Here is a 20,493-nt window from a genome sequence, read left to right as displayed (position 1 = left end):
TTCTAAAAATGATGACAAAGCTAAAAATTAAATCAGGAGACGTAGTAAAAGTAATTGCTGGAGATCATAAAGGGTCTGAGGGAAAAGTTTTACGTGTTATCCGTGACAAAAATAAAGCGATAGTTGAAGGTGTAAACATGGTTTCGAAACATACAAAACCAAGTGCTAAAAACCCTCAAGGAGGTATCGTTAAGAAAGAAGCTCCTATGCATATTTCTAATTTATCTTTAATTGATCCGAAAACGAATTCAATTACTAAGGTAGGTTATAAAATTGAAGGAGATAAGAAAGTAAGGATTTCAAAAAAATCTAATCAAGTATTATAGTAATGACTTTTATACCTAGATTAAAAGAAGAATATAAGAGTAGAGTGATCTCTGCTCTTACAGAAGAGTTCGGTTACAAGAATGTTATGCAAGTTCCTAAACTTGAAAAAATTGTTGTAAGCCGCGGTGTTGGTGCAGCTGTCTCAGACAAGAAATTGGTTGATTATGCTGTAGAAGAGATAACAAAAATTACTGGTCAAAAAGCAGTTTCTACAATTTCTAAGAAAGATGTTGCGTCTTTTAAATTAAGAAAAGGAATGCCAATTGGAGCAAAAGTAACTTTAAGAGGAGAAAGAATGTATGAATTCTTAGATAGATTGATTACTTCTTCTTTGCCACGTGTAAGAGATTTCGGTGGTATTAAGTCTACAGGTTTTGACGGTAGAGGTAATTATAACTTAGGAGTTTTAGAGCAAATCATTTTCCCAGAAATTGATATTGATAAAATTAATAAAATTTCAGGTTTTGATATTACTTTTGTTACATCTGCGAATACAGATAAAGAAGCAAAATCATTATTGACAGAATTAGGTTTACCTTTTAAAAAGAATTAAGAAATGGCTAAAGAATCGATGAAAGCCCGTGAGGCAAAAAGAGAAGCGTTAGTGACTAAATATGCTGAAAAAAGAAAAGCTTTGAAAGAGGCTGGAGATTATGAAGCGTTACAGAAATTACCTAAAAATGCATCTCCTGTTCGTTTACACAATCGTTGTAAATTAACTGGAAGACCGAGAGGTTACATGCGTCAATTTGGTCTTTCTCGTGTTACTTTCCGTGAAATGGCTAATCAAGGATTAATTCCAGGTGTTAAAAAGGCAAGCTGGTAATAAATAATTTTAATTGGTTTCAGGTTCGCTAGAATAGTTCTAGCGAAAACCAAAACCGCAAATTCATACATATGTATACAGATCCTATTGCAGATTTTCTTACGAGAGTTAGAAATGCAGTTAGAGCAAATCACAAAGTTGTTGAGATTCCTGCTTCTAACTTGAAAAAAGAAATCACAAAGATTTTATTTGATCAAGGATATATTTTAAGTTACAAATTTGATGATAGTGGTGTTCAAGGTGCTATCAAAATTGCTCTAAAGTACGACAAGGAAACTAAAGAGTCAGTAATTAAAGATATCCAAAGAATTAGTAAACCAGGTTTACGTAAATACGCTGGATCTACTGAATTACCAAGAATCTTAAACGGTTTAGGTGTTGCTATTGTTTCAACTTCTAAAGGTGTTATGACAGGTAAGCAAGCTAAGCAGCTTAATGTTGGTGGAGAAGTAATTTGTTACGTATATTAATAATAAAGCGAAAGAATGTCAAGAATAGGTAAAAATCCAATTGCAATTCCAGCCGGTATAACTGTAGAGGTTAAAGGTGCTGTAATTACAGTTAAAGGAAAATTAGGCGAGCTTTCTCAGGAATTTTCTGATGTAACAGTGAAAGTTGAAGATAACCAAGTTATCGTTGAGCGTTCATCAGATCATAAGAATGACAGAGCGAAACATGGACTTTATCGTTCTCTTATAAACAATATGATTATAGGAGTTTCAGAAGGTTTTACAAAGCAATTAGAGCTTGTAGGGGTAGGATATAGGGCTTCAAATCAAGGTCAAAGACTTGATTTAGCTGTAGGTTTTTCACACAATATCGTTCTGGAAATTGTTCCAGAGGTTACTGTTGAAACAATATCTGAAAAAGGTAAAAATCCAATAGTGAAATTATCATCATTTGACAAACAATTATTAGGTCAGGTATCTGCGAAAATCAGAGCTTTCCGTAAGCCAGAACCTTATAAAGGAAAAGGTATTAAGTTTGTAGGTGAAGTATTAAGAAGAAAAGCAGGTAAATCAGCTTAAAAATTAAGACTATGTCATTAACAAGAAGTGAAAGAAGACAAAGAATAAAATTCAGAATTAGAAAAGTTGTTAGCGGTACACCTGCACAACCAAGGCTTTCTGTATTTAGATCTAATAAGGAAATCTATGCTCAAATCATAGATGATGTAAACGGTGTAACATTAGTTACTGCATCTTCTCGTGAAAAAGAAGTTACAAAAGGTACAAATGTTGAAACTGCAAATGCAGTTGGGAAATTAGTAGCTGAAAGAGCTCTTAAAGCTGGTGTGTCAAATATTACCTTTGATAGAGGTGGATATTTATATCACGGTCGTGTAAAATCATTAGCTGAAGGAGCAAGAGAAGCTGGACTTAAATTCTAAGAAATTATGTATCAAAAATATAAAAATGTAGAGCTAGTAAAACCAAGTGGTCTTGAATTAAAAGATCGTTTGGTTAGTGTAAATCGTGTTACGAAAGTTACTAAAGGAGGTAGAGCATTTGGTTTCTCTGCAATCGTAGTAGTTGGAGATGAAAACGGTGTTGTAGGACATGGATTAGGGAAATCTAAAGATGTTTCTGAGGCTATTGCTAAAGCAGTAGAAGATGCGAAGAAAAATTTAGTTAGAATTCCTTTGAATAGTGCTACTGTGCCTCACGAACAAAAAGGAAAATTTGGTGGAGCTAGAGTATTTTTAATGCCTGCTTCTCATGGTACCGGAGTAATTGCTGGTGGTGCTGTGCGTGCGGTATTGGAGTCAGTTGGTGTACATGATGTATTATCAAAATCTCAAGGTTCGTCAAATCCTCATAACGTTGTTAAAGCTACTTTTGATGCTTTGTTACAAATGAGAAGTGCCGTTACTATTGCTAAGCAAAGAGGAATTTCTTTAGAGAAAGTATTTAAAAGTTAAAAATCCAAGGAAAAATGACAAAAATTTTAGTAAAACAAGTTAGAAGTAAAATCAATTGTCCTGAGACGCAAAAAAGAACTTTAGAATCTTTAGGTCTTCGCAAATTAGGGCAAGTTGTTGAGCATGACGCAAGTCCTGCTATCCTTGGAATGGTAAATAAAGTTAAACACTTAGTTTCTGTTGAAGAAGCTAAATAATAATATTCGTTATGAATTTAAGTAACTTACAACCAGCTGAAGGTTCGGTTCACAACCAAAATAAAAGATTAGGTAGAGGAGAAGGTTCTGGTAAAGGTGGTACTGCCGCTAGAGGTCACAAAGGAGCAAAATCTCGTTCTGGTTATTCTAAGAAAATTGGTTTTGAAGGAGGGCAAATGCCTCTTCAAAGACGTGTTCCTAAGTTTGGTTTTAAAAATATTAATAGAGTAGAATATCAAGGTGTTAACCTAGATACTATTCAATCGTTAGTAGATAATGGTTTAATTACTGATACATTAGATTTATCAGTGATATTAGATAATCGTTTAGCTACAAAAAATAGCTTAGTAAAGATTTTAGGAAGAGGTGAGCTAAAGGCTAAACTAAAAGTAAGTGCTCACAAATTTACTGCTACTGCAAAAGCTGCTATTGAAGCTGCTGGTGGAGAAGTAGTAACTTTATAAACCTTTTTAGTACAATGAAGAAATTTATAGATTCATTTATCAATGTTTGGAAAATAGAAGAGTTAAAGAATAGAATATTCTTAACTTTAGGTTTGTTGCTAGTGTACCGTTTCGGTGCACAAGTAACACTTCCTGGTATTGATGCTGCTCAATTAGGTAACTTGACTAACCAAACAGATGAAGGTATTGGTTGGTTGATAAATGTTTTTACAGGAGGTGCGTTTTCGCAAGCTTCTGTATTTGCATTGGGTATTATGCCATATATTTCTGCTTCGATTGTAGTACAGTTAATGGGAATTGCGGTTCCTTATTTACAAAAACTACAAAAAGATGGAGAGAGTGGTAGAAAGAAGATCAATCAAATTACTAGATGGTTAACTATTTTAATTACATTAGTGCAAGGACCAGGTTATATTTATAATCTACATGCTACACTTCCACCTGAAGCATTTTTATTAGGTGTTAGTTCTGTATCTTTCTTGTTTTCTTCTGTTTTAATTTTAGTGACAGGAACAATTTTTGCAATGTGGTTAGGTGAAAAAATTACTGATAAAGGTATCGGTAATGGTATTTCATTATTAATCATGGTAGGAATTATTGCTAGAATGCCTCAATCTTTTATTCAAGAAATCAGTTCAAGAACTACGCAAGCAAATGGTGGTTTAATGATGATTGTATTAGAAGTAGTGCTTTGGTTTATAGTTATTATTGCTTGTATACTCTTAGTAATGGCAGTTAGAAAAATTCCAGTTCAATATGCAAGAAGAACCGTTTCTGGTGATTTCGAAGAAGATATGATGGGATCTAGACAATTTATTCCATTGAAACTTAATGCTTCAGGAGTTATGCCTATTATATTTGCTCAAGCTATTATGTTTATTCCTGCTGCAGTTTCAGGTCTTGCAAAAGAATCTGATTTTGCACAATCATTAGCTGGGAAGTTTAATGATCCGTTCGGATTAGTATATAATATCGTATTTGCTTTGTTAATTATAATTTTTACGTATTTTTACACCGCAATCACAGTTCCAACTAATAAGATGGCTGATGATTTAAAAAGAAGTGGTGGTTTTATACCTGGAATTAGACCAGGTGTTGAAACAGGAGATTACCTTGATAAAATAATGTCATTGATAACTTTTCCAGGTTCTTTATTCTTAGCATTACTTGCTGTTTTTCCAGCAGTAGTTGTTAGTTTATTGAAGGTACAAGGTGCATGGGGATATTTTTACGGAGGTACTTCTTTATTAATTATGGTAGGAGTTGCAATTGATACTATTCAACAAATAAATTCTTATTTATTGAATAAGCATTATGATGGATTGATGAAAACTGGTAAAAATAGAAAGGCAGTAGCTTAATATTTATGGCAAAACAATCAGCAATAGAACAAGACGGAACAATAATTGAAGCATTATCAAATGCGATGTTCCGTGTAGAATTAGAAAATGGACATGTTGTAATTGCTCATATTTCAGGTAAAATGCGTATGCATTACATTAAATTGTTGCCTGGAGATAAGGTAAAACTTGAAATGAGCCCTTACGATTTAACAAAAGCAAGAATTACATATAGATACTAAAGCTAGTAAAATGAAAGTAAGAGCATCAGTAAAAAAGAGAAGTGCCGAGTGCATTATAGTACGTAGAAAAGGAAGATTATACGTTATAAACAAAAAGAATCCTAGATTTAAACAAAGACAAGGATAAATTATGGCAAGAATTGCAGGGGTAGATATACCTAAACAGAAAAGAGGAGTTATTGCTTTAACATACATATTTGGTATTGGCAGTAGCAGAGCTAAAGATATTTTAGCCAAAGCTCAAGTTAGTGAAGATAAAAAAGTTCAAGATTGGAATGATGATGAAATTAGCGGAATTCGTGAGGCTGTTTCTTTTTTCAAAATTGAAGGAGAATTGCGTTCAGAAATTCAATTAAACATCAAACGTTTAATGGATATTGGATGTCAAAGAGGTATTCGTCATAGAGCTGGACTTCCATTAAGAGGTCAAAGAACTAAAAACAACTCTAGAACTAGAAAAGGTAAAAGAAAAACTGTTGCTAACAAGAAAAAAGCAACTAAATAATAAGTAAGTAATATGGCTAAGGCAACAACAAAAAAACGTAAAGTTATCGTTGAATCTACAGGAGAAGCGCATATTAATGCTACATTTAATAACATCATCATTTCTTTGACTAACAAAAAGGGTGAAGTTATTTCTTGGTCTTCAGCTGGTAAAATGGGCTTTAGAGGTTCTAAAAAGAACACTCCTTATGCAGCTCAAATGGCGGCAGAAGATTGTGCAAAAGTAGCACTTGAGGCTGGACTTAAGAAAGTAAAAGTTTACGTTAAAGGACCTGGAAACGGAAGAGAATCTGCAATACGTTCAATTCACAATGGTGGAATTGAAGTATCTGAGATCATCGATGTAACTCCAATGCCTCACAATGGATGTAGACCTCCAAAAAGAAGAAGAGTTTAATTTATTTAAGTATAACCAAGGTAGAATAACGATTATCGAAGGATATAATGACCTGAATTCATAATCACTACCTTATATTAATTTTAAAATGGCAAGATATACTGGTCCAAAAACTAAAATTGCTCGTAAATTTGGCGAAGCGATATTCGGAGATGATAAATCTTTCGAAAAAAGAAATTACCCACCTGGGCAACACGGTTTAGCAAAAAAAAGAGGTAAAAAATCTGAATATGCTGTCCAGTTAATGGAAAAGCAAAAAGCTAAATATACTTATGGTATTTTAGAACGTCAATTCAGAAATTTATTTGAAAAAGCTTCTTCTGCTTCTGGTGTAACTGGTGAAATTTTACTTCAATTATGTGAGGCTCGTTTAGATAACGTAGTTTATAGAATGGGTATCGCTCCTTCTCGTAGAGCTGCTCGTCAGATTGTATCTCATAGGCATGTAACAGTTAATGGTGAGTTGGTAAATGTACCTTCTTATCATTTGAAAGCTGGAGATAAAGTAGCGGTTCGTGAAAAATCTAAATCTCTTGAAGCTATTGAAAGATCTTTATCTAATTCATCTCAGGTTTATGAGTGGATTACATGGAATACTGAAACTAAAGAAGGTACTTTTGTTTCTGTTCCTCAAAGACTTCAAATACCAGAAAATATTAAAGAGCAACTAATCGTTGAGTTGTATAACAAATAATAATTGACTTTAGTCGAAATATGGCATTATTTAATTTTCAAAAGCCCGATAAAGTTATCATGATCGATTCAACCGATTTTGAAGGTAAATTCGAATTTAGACCTTTGGAACCTGGTTACGGATTGACAGTTGGTAATGCATTAAGAAGAGTTTTACTTTCTTCTCTAGAAGGATACGCTATTACATCTGTAAGAATTGAAGGTGTGGAACATGAGTTCTCAACTATTTCTGGAGTAGTAGAAGATGTTACAGAAATTATCTTAAATCTAAAACAAGTCCGTTTTAAAAGACAAATTGAAGATGTAGATAATGAATCTGTTTCAATATCTCTTTCTGGTAAAGATCAAATTACAGCAGGTGATTTCCAAAAATTCATCTCAGGTTTTCAGGTGTTAAACCCAGACTTGGTAATTTGTAACTTAGAGAGCAAAACAACTATCAATATGGAGCTTTCTATCGAAAAAGGTAGAGGATATGTTCCTGCTGAAGAAAACAAAAAAGCAAACGCACCTATTGGTACTATATTTACAGATTCTATTTATACACCTGTAAAAAATGTTAAGTATGCAATAGAAAACTTCCGTGTTGAACAAAAAACTGATTATGAAAAATTAGTTTTTGAAATCATTACAGATGGTTCTATTCATCCAAAAGATGCATTAACTGAAGCAGCTAAAACGTTGATTCACCACTTTATGTTATTTTCAGATGAGAGAATTACACTTGAGGCTGATGAAATTGCTCAAACAGAATCTTACGATGAAGAATCATTACACATGAGACAGTTGTTAAAAACTAAACTTGTGGATATGGATTTATCTGTTAGAGCATTAAATTGTTTAAAAGCGGCTGAAGTGGATACATTAGGAGACTTAGTTTCTTTCAATAAAAATGACTTAATGAAGTTCCGTAACTTTGGAAAAAAATCATTAACAGAACTAGATGAATTAGTTGCTGCTAAAGGTTTGAATTTCGGAATGGATTTGAGTAAGTATAAACTAGATAAAGAATAATCTAATTTGCGCAGCAAATTAAATTTAAGATAGCGAGATGAGACACGGAAAAAAATTCAATCACTTAAGTAGACAAACAGGACATAGAAAAGCTATGTTAGCTAATATGGCTTGTTCGTTAATAGAGCACAAACGTATTAACACTACTGTTGCTAAAGCTAAAGCTTTAAAACAATTTGTTGAGCCGTTAGTTACAAAATCAAAAGAAGATACTACTCATAACAGACGTATTGTTTTCTCTTATTTAAGAAGCAAGTATGCGGTTACTGAATTATTCAGAGATGTTGCTGTGAAAGTAGGAGATAGACCAGGAGGATACACACGTATCATCAAGTTAGGTAATCGTTTAGGAGATAATGCTGATATGGCAATGATCGAGTTAGTAGATTATAATGACTTGTATACTGCAGGTAAAAAAGAAGCTAAAAAGACTACTCGTCGCGGTAGAGCAAAAAAATCTGAGGCTACTTCAACAGAAGCTCCAGTTGCTGAATCTTCTGAAAATACCGAAGCAACCGAATAATCATGAATTTATGATTGTATATAAAAAAAGGATAGACATTTGTTTATCCTTTTTTTTATATTCTTTTTTTTCAATTTTTTATTTTAAATTTGCACAATCAACAACACAACGTAATGAAATATATTAATCGTACTCAAGCAGTATTGTTATTAAAAGATGGAACCGTATTCTACGGTAAATCAATTGGTATTGAAGGAACAACTTTTGGAGAGGTTGCATTTAATACAGGTACTACAGGTTATCAAGAAATTTTTACTGATCCTTCTTATTTTGGACAAATAATGGTTACCACCAATGCTCATATTGGAAATTATGGAGTCAATTCAGAAGAAGTTGAATCTGATAATGTTAAGATTTCTGGTTTAGTTTGTAAAAATTTTAGTTTTAATTTTTCTAGAGATAATGCATCTGAGAGTCTTTTTGATTATTTGAAAAAACAAAATTTGATCGTTATATCAGATGTAGACACTAGGGCTTTGGTGAGTTATATAAGAGATAATGGAGCTATGAATGCTATTATTTCCACAGATGGAACATCTATTGATGAATTAAAGAAAATGTTTGTAGAAGTGCCAGATATGCATGGTTTGGAATTGGCCTCTAAAGTTTCTACTAAAAAGCCTTATTTTTATGGCAGTGAAAATGCAAAGTATAAAATTTCTGCACTCGACCTAGGAATTAAAACAAATATCCTTAGAAACTTAGCGAAAAGAGACTGCTACATTAAAGTTTTTCCTTATAATGCATCATTTGAGGATTTATCTAACTTTAGTCCAGATGGTTACTTTTTATCTAATGGTCCTGGTGATCCTGAACCATTAGTGTCTGCTCAACAAGTAGCAAGAGATATTTTAAAAGTTAATAAGCCTCTTTTTGGAATTTGCTTAGGTCATCAAGTTATTGGTTTAGCAAATGGAATTTCTACTTATAAAATGTTTAATGGGCATAGGGGTATTAATCACCCTGTGAAAAATTTATTAACAGGTAAAGGAGAAATTACTTCTCAAAATCACGGTTTCGCAATAGTTAAGGAAGAACTTGAAAAGAACCCTGATTTTGAATTAACACATGTTCATTTAAATGATGGGACAGTAGCAGGTATGAAAATGAAAAACAAGAACTGTTTCTCTGTACAATATCACCCTGAAGCAAGTCCTGGTCCACACGATTCAACTTATTTATTTGATCAATTTATAGCGAATATAGAATCTGCTACTAACTAAAACGTTATCGTTTATAAGTTTTTCAGATTTATATACAATACAATTTTATAAATTTTATTTTTGTCTATATAGACGAATAATAACTTAAAAAAATATAAGAATGAGCATGATAATTAAAGTTCACGCAAGACAGATATTTGATTCACGTGGAAATCCAACTGTTGAAGTTGATGTGATAACAGATAATGGAATCATAGGTAGAGCAGCTGTTCCAAGCGGTGCTTCAACGGGTGAACACGAGGCTGTAGAATTACGCGATGGTGGAAAGGCATACATGGGAAAAGGTGTTTTGAATGCTGTTGAGAATGTAAATATTAAAATTGCTTCTGAGATTGTTGGTATGTCTGTTTTCGAACAAAACGCAATTGATAAAGCGATGATCGATTTAGACGGAACAGCAAATAAATCAAATTTAGGAGCGAATGCAATTTTAGGTGTTTCTTTAGCAGTTGCTAAAGCTGCTGCAAATGAGTTAGGCTTGCCGTTATATAGGTATGTTGGAGGTGTTTCTGGTAATACGTTGCCAGTTCCAATGATGAATATTATTAATGGAGGTTCTCATTCTGATGCTCCAATTGCTTTTCAAGAGTTTATGGTTATGCCAGTTAAGGCTAAAAACTTCACTCATGCTATGCAAATGGGAACAGAAATTTTTCATAACTTGAAGAAAGTATTACACGACAGAAAGCTTTCTACAGCTGTAGGAGATGAAGGAGGTTTTGCTCCTAATTTAGCGGGTGGTACTGAAGATGCTTTAGATTCTGTTAAGTTAGCTGTTGAAAATGCAGGATATACTTTTGGAGATGATATTATGATTGCTCTTGATTGTGCTGCTGCTGAATTTTTTGTTGATGGTAAATATGACTATTCAAAGTTTGAAGGTCAAACAGGAAAAATAAGAACATCGGCTGAGCAAGTTGATTATTTAGCAGAATTAGTTGCTAAATATCCAATTGTGTCAATAGAAGATGGAATGGATGAAAATGACTGGGATGGATGGAAATTGTTAACAGAAAAAATTGGAGATAAAGTTCAATTAGTGGGTGATGATTTATTTGTAACTAATGTTGAGCGATTATCAAAAGGTATTTCTAAAAATATTGCAAATTCAATTTTGATAAAAGTGAATCAAATTGGAACACTTTCTGAAACCATCGCTGCAGTGAATATGGCTCATAATGCTGGCTATACTTCTGTTATGTCCCATCGTTCTGGGGAAACAGAAGATAATACAATTGCAGATCTTGCTGTTGCTTTAAACTGTGGTCAAATTAAAACGGGTTCAGCTTCACGTTCAGATAGAATGGCAAAATACAATCAATTATTGCGTATTGAAGAAGAATTAGGCAATGTTGCTTACTTTCCTAGAGTTAATGCTTTTAAGCAAAAAGGTTAATTTTAGTTGTAATTAATGAATAAACTATTACAAAAATGCAGAATTTAAAGAATTCTGCATTTTTGTTTTTTTATAATAATTATGTTTCAGTATTTAAAGAATCCTTATCCATTAAAAGACTCATTGAAGAGAAATCTTATGATTGCTTCAGTAGTGAGTTTGTTTGTGTTTTTAATTAATTATAGTCTATATGACGATAGTTCTATTTCTCAATTTAATTGTTCGATAGTAGAAATGTCTTTTGTTTTTGGAGCAATTACTTTCATGGTTGTTTTATTAGTGTTTTATTTTTTTCCGAAGTTTATTTTATCTGATAAAATAAAGGAAAACTGGACAGTTTTGAATGAAATAGTATTGATTTTTTTTCTACATCTTATAATTGCAATTTTTAATATCTTATTGTCTTTATGTTTTGTAAAAGAAAGTTTTCTATTAACTTTTGAAACGGTTCTTTATTCAGTATTGTTTACTTTTCTTTTTGGTTTTTTTCCAACTTTATTTATTCATTGGATTGATTATACACTTCAACTAAAATATGCTTTAAAGAAAGTATTAGATTATAATAGTAAATTGGAAAATAAAATGAAGCAAACTATTCATGTTTATGAAGATTCTGTTTTAAGATTGCCTTCGAATAAAAATAACGATGCTATTGTTTTGGATGTTAATGATTTGATATTAATTAAATCTGAAGGGAATTATATAGAAATTTATACAGATGAAAATGGTAAAATAACAAAATCATTGTATCGATATTCTTTGCAACTAATAGAAGAGAAGCTTAGCGGTTATCAATTTGTGCTAAGAGTTCATCGTTCGTTTGTTGTGAACGTCTATAAAGTAAGTAAAGCTTCTGGAAATGCAAGAAATTATCAATTGTTTTTTAAAGGTATTGAAGAAAGTATTCCTGTGTCAAGAAATAAATTTGATATTTTTGTAAATACATTTGATGATATCATGTCAATTAATCACAAATAAGTGTCATTTCATGTCAAAGAGTTGGTTTTTAGTGAAGTATTTTAATGACTGATTTAGTTTTGCAACGTTAATTTTAAAAATAAATAATTATGATTAAAACAAAATTAGTCGTTGCAGTGTGTTTTTTTATTTCTAGTTTGACTGTTTTTTCACAAGAGATACAGGAAGATGTTAAAGGAAAAGATTTTATTATTAAGGATTTAAAGTCTTTGTCATTTTATGGAGGTACCATTTTTCAATTTACTACATTAGATAATGATTTTTCTTTTTTTGTAGGTGGAAAAGGAGGTGTTGCTTTTAATCGTAAAGTTTTGTTAGGCTTCGAAGGGTATACGCTAAAATCATCAAATACAAGTAAGGATAATGATAGTAAAGAATTGTCTTTTACATATGGAGGGGTTTTTGTAGGATACGTTTTTGATTTAGGTCCTAAAGTTCAGTTGGTCCCAACAGTGCTATCAGCATGGGGAAGAATAGGAGAAAGAGAAGTAGAGGCTGATGGTGATTATGTTTTTTTTAAAGTTACAGATGATTTGTTTGTTTTACAGCCAGAATTAGAATTGGAAATAAATGTAATTAAGGGTTTCAAAATAGGGTTAGGTGTTAATTATAGGTTGTCTACCGGTGTTGATTCAAGAAATTATGTTAATGATGATATTTCTGGTTTAGGAGGGTCAATAGCATTTAAATTCGGTAAGTTTTAATTTCTTATTCAATACTATCTAATTTTAATCATATATCTAATGTCTTTTGTGGATTTGGTTTTGGAAAAAATATTCAATTTAATATTTGATTTTGAGGATAATAAAATTATGAATTTAATAAAATAAATGAATAATTTTCTATTAATTATAAAATCTTAATGGCATATCATCAGGAAATTATTAAAATGTTATTTAGTAAAGATTTAACTATTATGTCATAACGATATATTATTGCGAATTACTTTAAAATTACATTAATATTCATTAAATTCGCAAAATACTTTACAAATTTTCATAAAACACATTAGATATATGTCGAAAACTGCAATATTAGAGATTGATGGCAAAAAGTATGAGTTTCCTGTTATCATGGGGACTGAAAATGAGGTTGCTATCGATATAGACAAGTTGCGTAGTGCAACTGGTGCTATTACAATTGATCCAGGTTATAAAAACTCGGGTTCTTGTAAAAGTGAAATTACTTTTTTAGATGGTGAAGAAGGGATTTTGCGTTATAGAGGTTATTCAATTGAAGAGTTAGCAGATAAAGCTGATTTTTTAGAAGTTTCTTTCCTTTTAATTTTTGGTGAATTACCTAATAAAACTCAATTAGAAAAATTTGAGACAGATATTAGAAAATATACATTAGTAAATGAAGAAATGAAAACCATCTTAGAAGGTTTTCCTAAAACAGCACATCCAATGGGTGTTTTGTCTGCACTTACTAGTGCGTTAACAGCGTTTAATCCAAAGCCTGTTAATGTTGATAATGAAAATGAGTTATATGACGCTGTATGTAAAACTATGGGTAAATTCTTAGTTATTGCTACTTGGACATACAGAAGAAGAATGGGCTTACCATTAAACTATTATGATAATACAAAAGGTTATGTAGAGAATTTCATGCGTTTAATGTTTGAAATCCCAACAGAACCATATAAAATGGATAAAAGAATTGTTGATGCATTAGATAAGTTGTTTATACTTCATGCTGATCATGAACAAAACTGTTCTACATCTACGGTTAGAATTGTAGGTTCTTCTCATGCTGGATTATTTGCTTCTATTTCTGCTGGTGTTTCTGCACTTTGGGGACCATTACATGGTGGAGCGAATCAAGCAGTATTAGAAATGCTTCAAGAAATCCATGATAATGGTGGTGATGTTGAAAAATTTGTATTAAAAGCAAAAGATAAAGAAGATCCATTCCGTTTAATGGGATTCGGACATAGAGTATATAAAAACTTCGACCCTAGAGCAACTATTATTAAAAAAGCAGCTGATGATGTGTTAGATGCGTTAGGAGTTGATGATCCATTATTAGAGATTGCTAAAAAATTAGAGAAAGTTGCTTTAGAAGATGAATACTTCAAGTCAAGAAACTTATATCCAAATGTAGATTTCTATTCTGGAATTATTTACAGAGCAATGGGTATCCCTGTAGAAATGTTTACAGTGTTGTTCGCAATTGGTCGTTTACCAGGTTGGATAGCACAATGGAAAGAAATGCGTTCTAATAAAGAACCAATCGGACGTCCAAGACAAGTTTATATGGGGCATACTTTAAGACCATTTAAAGAAGTTAAAGATAGATAATATCATATATAAAGTGTAAAAAGCCGAGCATTGCTCGGCTTTTTGATTTCAGAAAATGTCCCGTCCTGAAATAAGTTGACATAAAATCGACTTATTATGAATAAATCAGAAAACAGGCCAGCAAAGCGTAGTCAACGCGATTATAATCTGGGCTTTAAATTAGCTGTTATTTCTCAAGTAGAAAAAGGCGAACTTACCTATAAGCAAGCTCAAAAGAAGTATGGAATTCAAGGTAGAAGTACAGTTTTGGTTTGGTTAAGAAAATTTGGTAATTTAGATTGGAGTAACCCCAAGCTTTTGTTTATGGTCAAATCTAAAGAAACTCCAGCCCAAAGCATTAAAAGATTAGAGAAAGAATTAGCTGATGAGAAGCTTAAAAACACAGTGCTAAACACCATGATTGATATCTCAGATAGTCAATACGGTACTCAAATTAGAAAAAAGTTTTCACCCAAACCATCCGACGCATCCAACAAGAAGAAGGCATAAGTATGTCCAGAACTTGTAGATTGTTTGGGGTAAGCCGACAAGCTATTTATCAGCAGGAAGCACGTTGTTTAGAACGAGAGAAAGAATTATTAATAGTAAAGCAACTCGTTGAAAAACAAAGAAGAATTATGCCTCGATTAGGCACAAGAAAACTTTATTTTTTACTAGAACAATCTTTTGTTGAAAATAGAATTAAAATCGGGAGAGATGCATTTTTTGCTTATTTGAAAAGAGAAAAAATGCTAGTTAAACCAATGAAAAATTACACAAAAACCACCTTTTCTAAACACTGGTTACGTAAGTACCCCAATTTATTTAAAGATATCGATATCAACAGAATAGAACAGGTTTTTGTTAGTGACATAACTTATATAAAATCTAATAAAAGAACTCATTATCTATCATTAGTTACAGATGTTTTTAGCAGAAAAATAGTTGGTTATCATTTGAGTGATGACATGAGTGCAGAAAGTGTGGTTAAGGCCTTAAGAATGGCAGTAAAAAACAGAAAAACAAACCTTCAATTAATACATCACTCAGACAGAGGTTTACAATATTGTTCTAAAATTTATCAAAATGAATTAACCAAAAATAATATTATTGCTTCTATGACCGATGGCTATGATTGTTATCAAAATGCTCTAGCGGAAAGAATAAATGGTATTCTAAAACAAGAATTCCTCATATACAAATGTAAATCAGGTGATGAACTTAACCTTTTAGTTAGAGAGTCTGTGGAATGCTATAATAGTAAAAGACCTCATTTGAGTTTAAATATGAAAACACCTAACTTTGTATATGAAAAAACCAGTGAAGTTAACTTCACTGGTTTTAATTAATTTATTGTAAAACTCGTCAACTTATTTTAGGACGACTCAAAAATAAAAATTGATTATTCTTTATCTTTAGAAATATCTATTTTTTCTTCAGTTTTTGGAGCTTCATTTTTATCTTTAGTAAGTTCGTCTATTTTTTCCTCCGTTTTTTTCACAACGTCTTCAATGGCATCTTTCACTTCATGTGCTTTTTCTTCTGCCCAATCTGCAGCTTCACTTGCTTTTTCTTTAGCAGTTTTAACGAAGCCGTCTACTTTCTCAGAAAGATGTAGTTCGTCAAGTTTTTTAGTAGCAGAATCGGCCAGTTCTTCTAAGGTTTCTTTTGCTTCTACAGCAATTTCTGTAGCTTTATCAATAGTTTCGTCAGTTGTTTTTTTGGCTTTGCCAAATAATGAGTTAAAAAAAATGGATAGTCCCATAATTATTTTGTTTTACCAAATGTATTAATTTATTGGTCTTGTGATACTTTGTGTTGATAAATATATATTATTTAATTTTTTTTAGAATAAAACTTTTTACATTCCTTTTTCTATCTTTGTCAAAAGCCAAAAGCATGTTACAATTAAATGTAAAAAACGAATCATCAAGATTAAAAGCTGTCGTTTTAGGTACAGCAATAAGTAATGGACCAACGCCAACGATTGAAGAAGCGTACGATCCAAAATCATTAGAACATATAATTGCAGGCACCTATCCAGTAGAAGAAGATATGGTGAAAGAGATGGAAGCCTTCAATAAAGTTTTTCAAAAGTATGATGTGAAAGTTTTTCGCCCAAATACTATCGAAAATTACAATCAAATTTTTTCTAGAGATATTGGTTTTGTAATTGATGATATTTTTGTAAAAGCTAATATTCTTCCTGAAAGAGAAAGAGAATTAGATGCAATTCAGTATGTGATTGATCAAATTGATCCTAAGAAAGTTGTTCGTCCACCAGAAGAAGTTCATATAGAAGGTGGAGACGTAATGCTTTGGAATGATTATATTTTTATTGGAACCTATAAAGGCTCTGATTATAAAGACTACATTACTGCTAGAACAAATATGGAAGGGGTTAATTATATAAAAGACTTATTTCCACATAAAATTGTAAAGGAATTTGATTTAGTGAAATCAAAGATTGAAGCAAAAGATAATGCACTTCATTTAGATTGTTGTTTCCAACCTGTAGGCAATGATAAGGGAATTATTTATAAAAGTGGTTTTCGTGAAGAATCAGACTATATGTATTTAGTGAATTTATTTGGAAAAGAAAATCTATTTCATATAACAAGAGAGGAAATGTATGGAATGAATTCAAATGTCTTTTCTATTGCACCAGATGTAGTTGTTGTTGAGAAAAACTTCACAAGATTAAATACTTGGTTAAGAGAACAAGGTTTTACAGTTGAAGAAATTCCATATGCAGAAATTGCTAAACAAGAAGGTCTTTTAAGATGTTCAACTTTACCATTAATTAGAGAATAAATTTGTTTCAATTTTAAAGTGTTTTAGCTAATTTAAATCTAAAGACTTTAATTGAAATTTTAAACAAAAATAGATCATGAGTCAAACAACAAATACCATATTGATGATTCGTCCGGTTGCTTTCCGAATGAATGAACAAACAGCAGTTAATAATTATTATCAGAAAGTTATAGACGGACTTTTGCCAGCGACTGTAAACGTTAAAGCACAAGAAGAATTTGATTCTTATGTTGAAAAACTAAGATCAATAGGTGTTAATGTAATAGTAGTAGAAGATACTTTAAAACCGGATACACCAGATAGTATTTTTCCAAATAACTGGGTTTCTTTTCACGAAACAGGAGATGTAGTTTTGTATCCAATGTTTGCAGAAAACAGAAGAAGTGAGCGAAGAGAAGATATCTTAGATAAGATTGAAGAAGCTGGTTTCGAAATAAAAGAAATAATGGATTATACTTCTGCAGAGGAGGATAATTTTTTCTTAGAAGGTACAGGAAGTATAATTTTAGATAGAGAAAATGAAATTGCATATTGTGCACTGTCTCCAAGAGCAGATGAAGAACTGTTTATAGAATTCTGTGAAGATTTTGAATATTCACCAGTAATTTTTGAAGCTTTTCAAACAGTAAATGGTCAAAGAAAACATATATATCATACCAATGTGATTATGTGTGTTGCTGAAACTTTTGCAGTTATTTGTGCCGATTGTATAGATGATAAAGCAGAAAGAAAAATGGTACTTTCAAGTTTGAAAGAATCGGGTAAAGATGTAATCTTAATTACAGAAGAACAAGTGAATAGTTTCGCAGGAAATATGTTGCAAGTTCGTGGAACAGACGATGAATTATTCTTGATTATGAGTAATGCAGCATATGAGTCATTAACACAATCGCAAATTGATAAAATTCAAAAGCATTGTAAAATTTTACATGCAAGTTTAGATATTATTGAAGCATGTGGTGGTGGAAGTGCACGTTGTATGATGGCAGAAGTGTTTTTGCCAAGAATTCAATAATTAATAAATGTTATCAAGAAAAACAAAATACGGATTAAAGGCATTAATTTACATCGCAAAACAGGGTAAATTAGTGCCAGTCCTTATTTCTGAAATTTCCGAACAAGAAAATATATCTAAGAAATTTTTAGAATTAATACTTCTAGACTTAAAGAAAACAGGTCTTCTAGCTTCTAAAAAAGGAAAAGGAGGCGGTTATTATTTATTGAAAGATCCAAAAGAAATTTCTGTGGCTACAGTCATGCGTTTTTTAGACGGTCCAATTGCATTATTACCATGTGTAAGTTTAAATTTTTATGAAAAATGCAGTGATTGTCCAAGTGAAGAGGCTTGTGGTTTAAATAAATTACTTATTGAAGTTCGGGACAATGCTCTTAAAGTATTGGGAAACAAGTCTTTATATGATTTAATAATTTTTTGATTTTTTTTGTCAAATACTCTACTAAACCAATGGAGTATTAGTATATTTGAAAAATTAAAATAAGAGACAATATGTTGTTGGATTTATTCAAATTTAAGAAACCACTAGATCTAAATAAAGATGTAAAGGTTTCTGCATATAAAGCTGTCACTTGGCGTGTTTTAGGAACAATTGACACAGTAATAATATCCTATTTAATGACAGGGAATTTTACAATTGCTTTTTCAATAGGTGGATTTGAAGTGTTCTCTAAAATGATATTGTATTTTATTCATGAAAGAATTTGGGCAAAATGGACAAGATAAAAAATAAAATAAACGACTATAATAGTGTTCTTGAAAGTTTGTCGCTTGAAGAAGCGCTATTGTTTGTTGCAGAAACGATAAAAGGAAAGAAAGTGTTTTCAACATCTTTTGGTATTGAAGATCAATTATTAACACATTTTATAAATGGTGTTAATAAAGATATTTCAGTTTTTACACTAGATACAGGAAGACAGTTTAATGAAACCTACGAAGTGTTCGATAAAACACAGAATAAATATAAGAATATAAAAATAAGAGTATATTATCCATTAGAGAGTGATGTGCAGGAATATGTGCAAGGGGAAGGAGTAAATGGGTTTTATAATAGTGTAGAAAGTAGAAAGAAATGTTGTTTCGTTAGAAAAGTAATTCCTTTAAAAAGAGCACTTGAAGGCGCAGATGTTTGGATAACTGGATTAAGAGCTGAACAATCTGCAAATAGAGAAACAATGCAGTATTTAGAATGGGATGAAGACAATAATTTGGTAAAATTCAATCCTTTATTAAAATATACTTTAGAAGAAATAGAAGAAATTGTAAACAAGTATACTATTCCAATTAACAGTTTGTATAAAAAAGGTTTCTTGAGTATAGGATGTGCTCCTTGTACTAGAGCCTTAGAAAAAGGTGAAGATTTTAGAGCCGGAAGATGGTGGTGGGAAAATGGAAAAAAAGAATGCGGTTTACACATTCATGTTGAAAAAAATAATTAATATAAAATGCGCAATCATTTAGAAGAATTAGAAAACGAAAGTATTTACATTTTAAGAGAAGTTGCAGCTCAGTTTCAAAAACCTGTTTTGCTCTTTTCTGGAGGTAAAGATTCTATAACGGTAGCTAGATTGGCTCAAAAAGCATTCTATCCTGCAAAAATACCGTTCACATTTATGCATATTGATACAGGACATAATTTTCCAGAAACAATTACATTTAGAGATAAATTAATTGAAGAATTAGGAGTAGAGCTTATTGTTCGCTATGTTCAAGATAGTATTAATGAAAAGAAAGCTAAGGAAGAAACAGGAAAATATGCTAGTAGAAATTCACTTCAAACAGTAACATTATTAGATGCTATTGAAGAATTTGGTTTCGATGCTTGTATTGGTGGAGCTAGGAGAGATGAAGAAAAATCAAGAGCAAAAGAAAGAATTTTTTCGGTTAGAGACGATTTCGGACAATGGGATGCTAAAAAACAACGTCCAGAAATGTTTACTATTTTAAATGGAAAAATCAATTTTGGAGAAAATGTTAGAGCTTTTCCTATAAGCAATTGGACGGAAGAAGATGTTTGGACCTATATTAAACAAGAAGAATTAGAGTTGCCTTCTATTTATTTCGCCCACGATAGAAAATTAGTAAAAAGAGATGGAGCTGTTTTAGCGCATTCAGCCTATTTAAATCTGGTTGATTCTGATGAAGTAATTACAGATAGAGTACGTTTTAGAACTGTTGGAGATATGACATGTACAGCAGCTTTGATTTCGAATGCTTCAACAATAGAAGAAGTAATGTATGAAAACAAAGCGTCTAAATCATCAGAAAGAGGAGCAAGAATAGATGACAAACGTTCTGAAGCAGCTTTGGAGCAAAGAAAAAAGGGAGGTTATTTTTAAT

Annotated in this window: 30 protein-coding genes; 29 read left to right on the top strand and 1 reads right to left on the bottom strand. The window is 31.6% G+C overall.

Annotation, left to right across the window (positions count from 1 at the left end):
- Nucleotides 1-11: 11 nt before the first annotated feature.
- The 23 genes from rplX to L2Z92_RS01135 all read left to right on the top strand — a co-directional run bounded on the left by rplX (nt 12) and on the right by L2Z92_RS01135 (nt 15,673).
- Nucleotides 12-326, top strand: coding sequence for a 50S ribosomal protein L24 (gene rplX / locus L2Z92_RS01245; protein WP_236458894.1), 315 nt, complete (start codon nt 12-14; stop codon nt 324-326).
- A 2-nt stretch (nt 327-328) separates the two neighbouring features.
- Complete coding sequence (rplE, locus tag L2Z92_RS01240) at nt 329-880, top strand: 50S ribosomal protein L5 (RefSeq protein ID WP_236457041.1); 552 nt, start codon at nt 329-331, stop codon at nt 878-880.
- A gap of 3 nt (nt 881-883) precedes the next feature.
- The gene (rpsN, locus tag L2Z92_RS01235; RefSeq protein WP_236457040.1) at nt 884-1,153 is read left to right on the top strand and encodes a 30S ribosomal protein S14; all 270 of its coding nucleotides are present in this window, start codon (nt 884-886) and stop codon (nt 1,151-1,153) included.
- A 71-nt stretch (nt 1,154-1,224) separates the two neighbouring features.
- Nucleotides 1,225-1,623 (top strand): 30S ribosomal protein S8, encoded by a 399-nt coding sequence (gene rpsH / locus L2Z92_RS01230; protein WP_236457039.1) that lies wholly within the window; start codon nt 1,225-1,227, stop codon nt 1,621-1,623.
- Nucleotides 1,624-1,638: 15 nt separating this feature from the next.
- Entirely contained in the window at nt 1,639-2,181 is a 543-nt protein-coding gene (gene rplF / locus L2Z92_RS01225) for a 50S ribosomal protein L6 (protein WP_236457038.1), read from the top strand.
- An 11-nt stretch (nt 2,182-2,192) separates the two neighbouring features.
- Complete coding sequence (rplR, locus tag L2Z92_RS01220) at nt 2,193-2,543, top strand: 50S ribosomal protein L18 (RefSeq protein WP_236457037.1); 351 nt, start codon at nt 2,193-2,195, stop codon at nt 2,541-2,543.
- A 6-nt stretch (nt 2,544-2,549) separates the two neighbouring features.
- Entirely contained in the window at nt 2,550-3,074 is a 525-nt protein-coding gene (gene rpsE, locus L2Z92_RS01215) for a 30S ribosomal protein S5 (protein WP_236457036.1), read from the top strand.
- A 14-nt stretch (nt 3,075-3,088) separates the two neighbouring features.
- A complete protein-coding gene (rpmD, locus tag L2Z92_RS01210) occupies nt 3,089-3,271 on the top strand; it encodes a 50S ribosomal protein L30 (protein ID WP_236457035.1) in 183 nt (60 codons plus the stop codon).
- A gap of 11 nt (nt 3,272-3,282) precedes the next feature.
- Nucleotides 3,283-3,735: a 50S ribosomal protein L15 gene (rplO, locus tag L2Z92_RS01205; RefSeq protein ID WP_236457034.1), complete on the top strand. Its 453-nt coding sequence runs from the start codon at nt 3,283-3,285 to the stop codon at nt 3,733-3,735.
- Nucleotides 3,736-3,749: 14 nt separating this feature from the next.
- On the top strand, nt 3,750-5,096 hold the full coding sequence (gene secY / locus L2Z92_RS01200) for a preprotein translocase subunit SecY (protein ID WP_236457033.1): 1,347 nt from the start codon (nt 3,750-3,752) through the stop codon (nt 5,094-5,096).
- 5 nt (nt 5,097-5,101) lie between these two features.
- A complete protein-coding gene (gene infA / locus L2Z92_RS01195; protein ID WP_113989411.1) occupies nt 5,102-5,317 on the top strand; it encodes a translation initiation factor IF-1 in 216 nt (71 codons plus the stop codon).
- A 10-nt stretch (nt 5,318-5,327) separates the two neighbouring features.
- A complete protein-coding gene (gene ykgO / locus L2Z92_RS01190; protein WP_002987490.1) occupies nt 5,328-5,444 on the top strand; it encodes a type B 50S ribosomal protein L36 in 117 nt (38 codons plus the stop codon).
- Nucleotides 5,445-5,447: 3 nt separating this feature from the next.
- The gene (gene rpsM / locus L2Z92_RS01185; RefSeq protein WP_236457032.1) at nt 5,448-5,822 is read left to right on the top strand and encodes a 30S ribosomal protein S13; all 375 of its coding nucleotides are present in this window, start codon (nt 5,448-5,450) and stop codon (nt 5,820-5,822) included.
- A 12-nt stretch (nt 5,823-5,834) separates the two neighbouring features.
- Nucleotides 5,835-6,218, top strand: coding sequence for a 30S ribosomal protein S11 (gene rpsK / locus L2Z92_RS01180; RefSeq protein WP_140962416.1), 384 nt, complete (start codon nt 5,835-5,837; stop codon nt 6,216-6,218).
- 88 nt (nt 6,219-6,306) lie between these two features.
- Nucleotides 6,307-6,912 carry a 30S ribosomal protein S4 gene (gene rpsD / locus L2Z92_RS01175; RefSeq protein ID WP_236457031.1) on the top strand — a complete coding sequence of 202 codons (606 nt, stop codon included), beginning with the start codon at nt 6,307-6,309 and terminating at the stop codon, nt 6,910-6,912.
- Nucleotides 6,913-6,932: 20 nt separating this feature from the next.
- Nucleotides 6,933-7,925: a DNA-directed RNA polymerase subunit alpha gene (locus L2Z92_RS01170; protein ID WP_236457030.1), complete on the top strand. Its 993-nt coding sequence runs from the start codon at nt 6,933-6,935 to the stop codon at nt 7,923-7,925.
- Between the two features lie 37 nt (nt 7,926-7,962).
- Entirely contained in the window at nt 7,963-8,448 is a 486-nt protein-coding gene (gene rplQ / locus L2Z92_RS01165; RefSeq protein ID WP_236457029.1) for a 50S ribosomal protein L17, read from the top strand.
- A gap of 113 nt (nt 8,449-8,561) precedes the next feature.
- Nucleotides 8,562-9,671 (top strand): glutamine-hydrolyzing carbamoyl-phosphate synthase small subunit, encoded by a 1,110-nt coding sequence (carA, locus tag L2Z92_RS01160; RefSeq protein ID WP_236457028.1) that lies wholly within the window; start codon nt 8,562-8,564, stop codon nt 9,669-9,671.
- Nucleotides 9,672-9,771: 100 nt separating this feature from the next.
- A complete protein-coding gene (gene eno / locus L2Z92_RS01155) occupies nt 9,772-11,067 on the top strand; it encodes a phosphopyruvate hydratase (protein WP_236457027.1) in 1,296 nt (431 codons plus the stop codon).
- 81 nt (nt 11,068-11,148) lie between these two features.
- Complete coding sequence (locus tag L2Z92_RS01150; RefSeq protein WP_236457026.1) at nt 11,149-12,045, top strand: LytR/AlgR family response regulator transcription factor; 897 nt, start codon at nt 11,149-11,151, stop codon at nt 12,043-12,045.
- Nucleotides 12,046-12,134: 89 nt separating this feature from the next.
- The gene (locus L2Z92_RS01145; RefSeq protein ID WP_236457025.1) at nt 12,135-12,749 is read left to right on the top strand and encodes a hypothetical protein; all 615 of its coding nucleotides are present in this window, start codon (nt 12,135-12,137) and stop codon (nt 12,747-12,749) included.
- A gap of 312 nt (nt 12,750-13,061) precedes the next feature.
- Complete coding sequence (locus L2Z92_RS01140) at nt 13,062-14,345, top strand: citrate synthase (protein WP_236457024.1); 1,284 nt, start codon at nt 13,062-13,064, stop codon at nt 14,343-14,345.
- Between the two features lie 96 nt (nt 14,346-14,441).
- A protein-coding gene (locus L2Z92_RS01135) for an IS3 family transposase (protein WP_236454916.1) occupies nt 14,442-15,673 on the top strand; the annotation gives its coding sequence in 2 pieces (ribosomal slippage) (nt 14,442-14,802 and nt 14,802-15,673; 1,233 coding nt in all).
- 53 nt (nt 15,674-15,726) lie between these two features.
- On the opposite strand, the gene L2Z92_RS01130 is transcribed toward L2Z92_RS01135, so the two are convergent.
- Nucleotides 15,727-16,089, bottom strand: a complete 363-nt coding sequence (locus tag L2Z92_RS01130; RefSeq protein WP_236457023.1) for a heat shock 70 family protein — start codon at nt 16,087-16,089, stop codon at nt 15,727-15,729.
- A 134-nt stretch (nt 16,090-16,223) separates the two neighbouring features.
- On the opposite strand from L2Z92_RS01130, the gene L2Z92_RS01125 reads away from it, so the two are divergent.
- From L2Z92_RS01125 to cysD, 6 genes are all read left to right on the top strand, one after another.
- A complete protein-coding gene (locus L2Z92_RS01125) occupies nt 16,224-17,138 on the top strand; it encodes a dimethylarginine dimethylaminohydrolase family protein (RefSeq protein WP_236457022.1) in 915 nt (304 codons plus the stop codon).
- A gap of 76 nt (nt 17,139-17,214) precedes the next feature.
- Nucleotides 17,215-18,153, top strand: a complete 939-nt coding sequence (ctlX, locus tag L2Z92_RS01120; RefSeq protein WP_236457021.1) for a citrulline utilization hydrolase CtlX — start codon at nt 17,215-17,217, stop codon at nt 18,151-18,153.
- 7 nt (nt 18,154-18,160) lie between these two features.
- A complete protein-coding gene (locus L2Z92_RS01115; RefSeq protein ID WP_236457020.1) occupies nt 18,161-18,574 on the top strand; it encodes an RrF2 family transcriptional regulator in 414 nt (137 codons plus the stop codon).
- Between the two features lie 71 nt (nt 18,575-18,645).
- Nucleotides 18,646-18,879: a DUF2061 domain-containing protein gene (locus L2Z92_RS01110; protein ID WP_236457019.1), complete on the top strand. Its 234-nt coding sequence runs from the start codon at nt 18,646-18,648 to the stop codon at nt 18,877-18,879.
- Complete coding sequence (locus L2Z92_RS01105) at nt 18,867-19,592, top strand: phosphoadenylyl-sulfate reductase (protein WP_236457018.1); 726 nt, start codon at nt 18,867-18,869, stop codon at nt 19,590-19,592. Before L2Z92_RS01110 ends, L2Z92_RS01105 begins: the two co-directional genes overlap by 13 nt.
- A 6-nt stretch (nt 19,593-19,598) precedes the next feature.
- Nucleotides 19,599-20,492, top strand: a complete 894-nt coding sequence (gene cysD / locus L2Z92_RS01100; RefSeq protein ID WP_236457017.1) for a sulfate adenylyltransferase subunit CysD — start codon at nt 19,599-19,601, stop codon at nt 20,490-20,492.
- Nucleotide 20,493 lies beyond the last annotated feature (1 nt).

It is taken from the genome of Flavobacterium jumunjinense, assembly GCF_021650975.2.
Taxonomy (GTDB): Bacteria; Bacteroidota; Bacteroidia; order Flavobacteriales; family Flavobacteriaceae; genus Flavobacterium; species Flavobacterium jumunjinense.
This window is presented reverse-complemented; position numbering and strand designations above follow the sequence as displayed.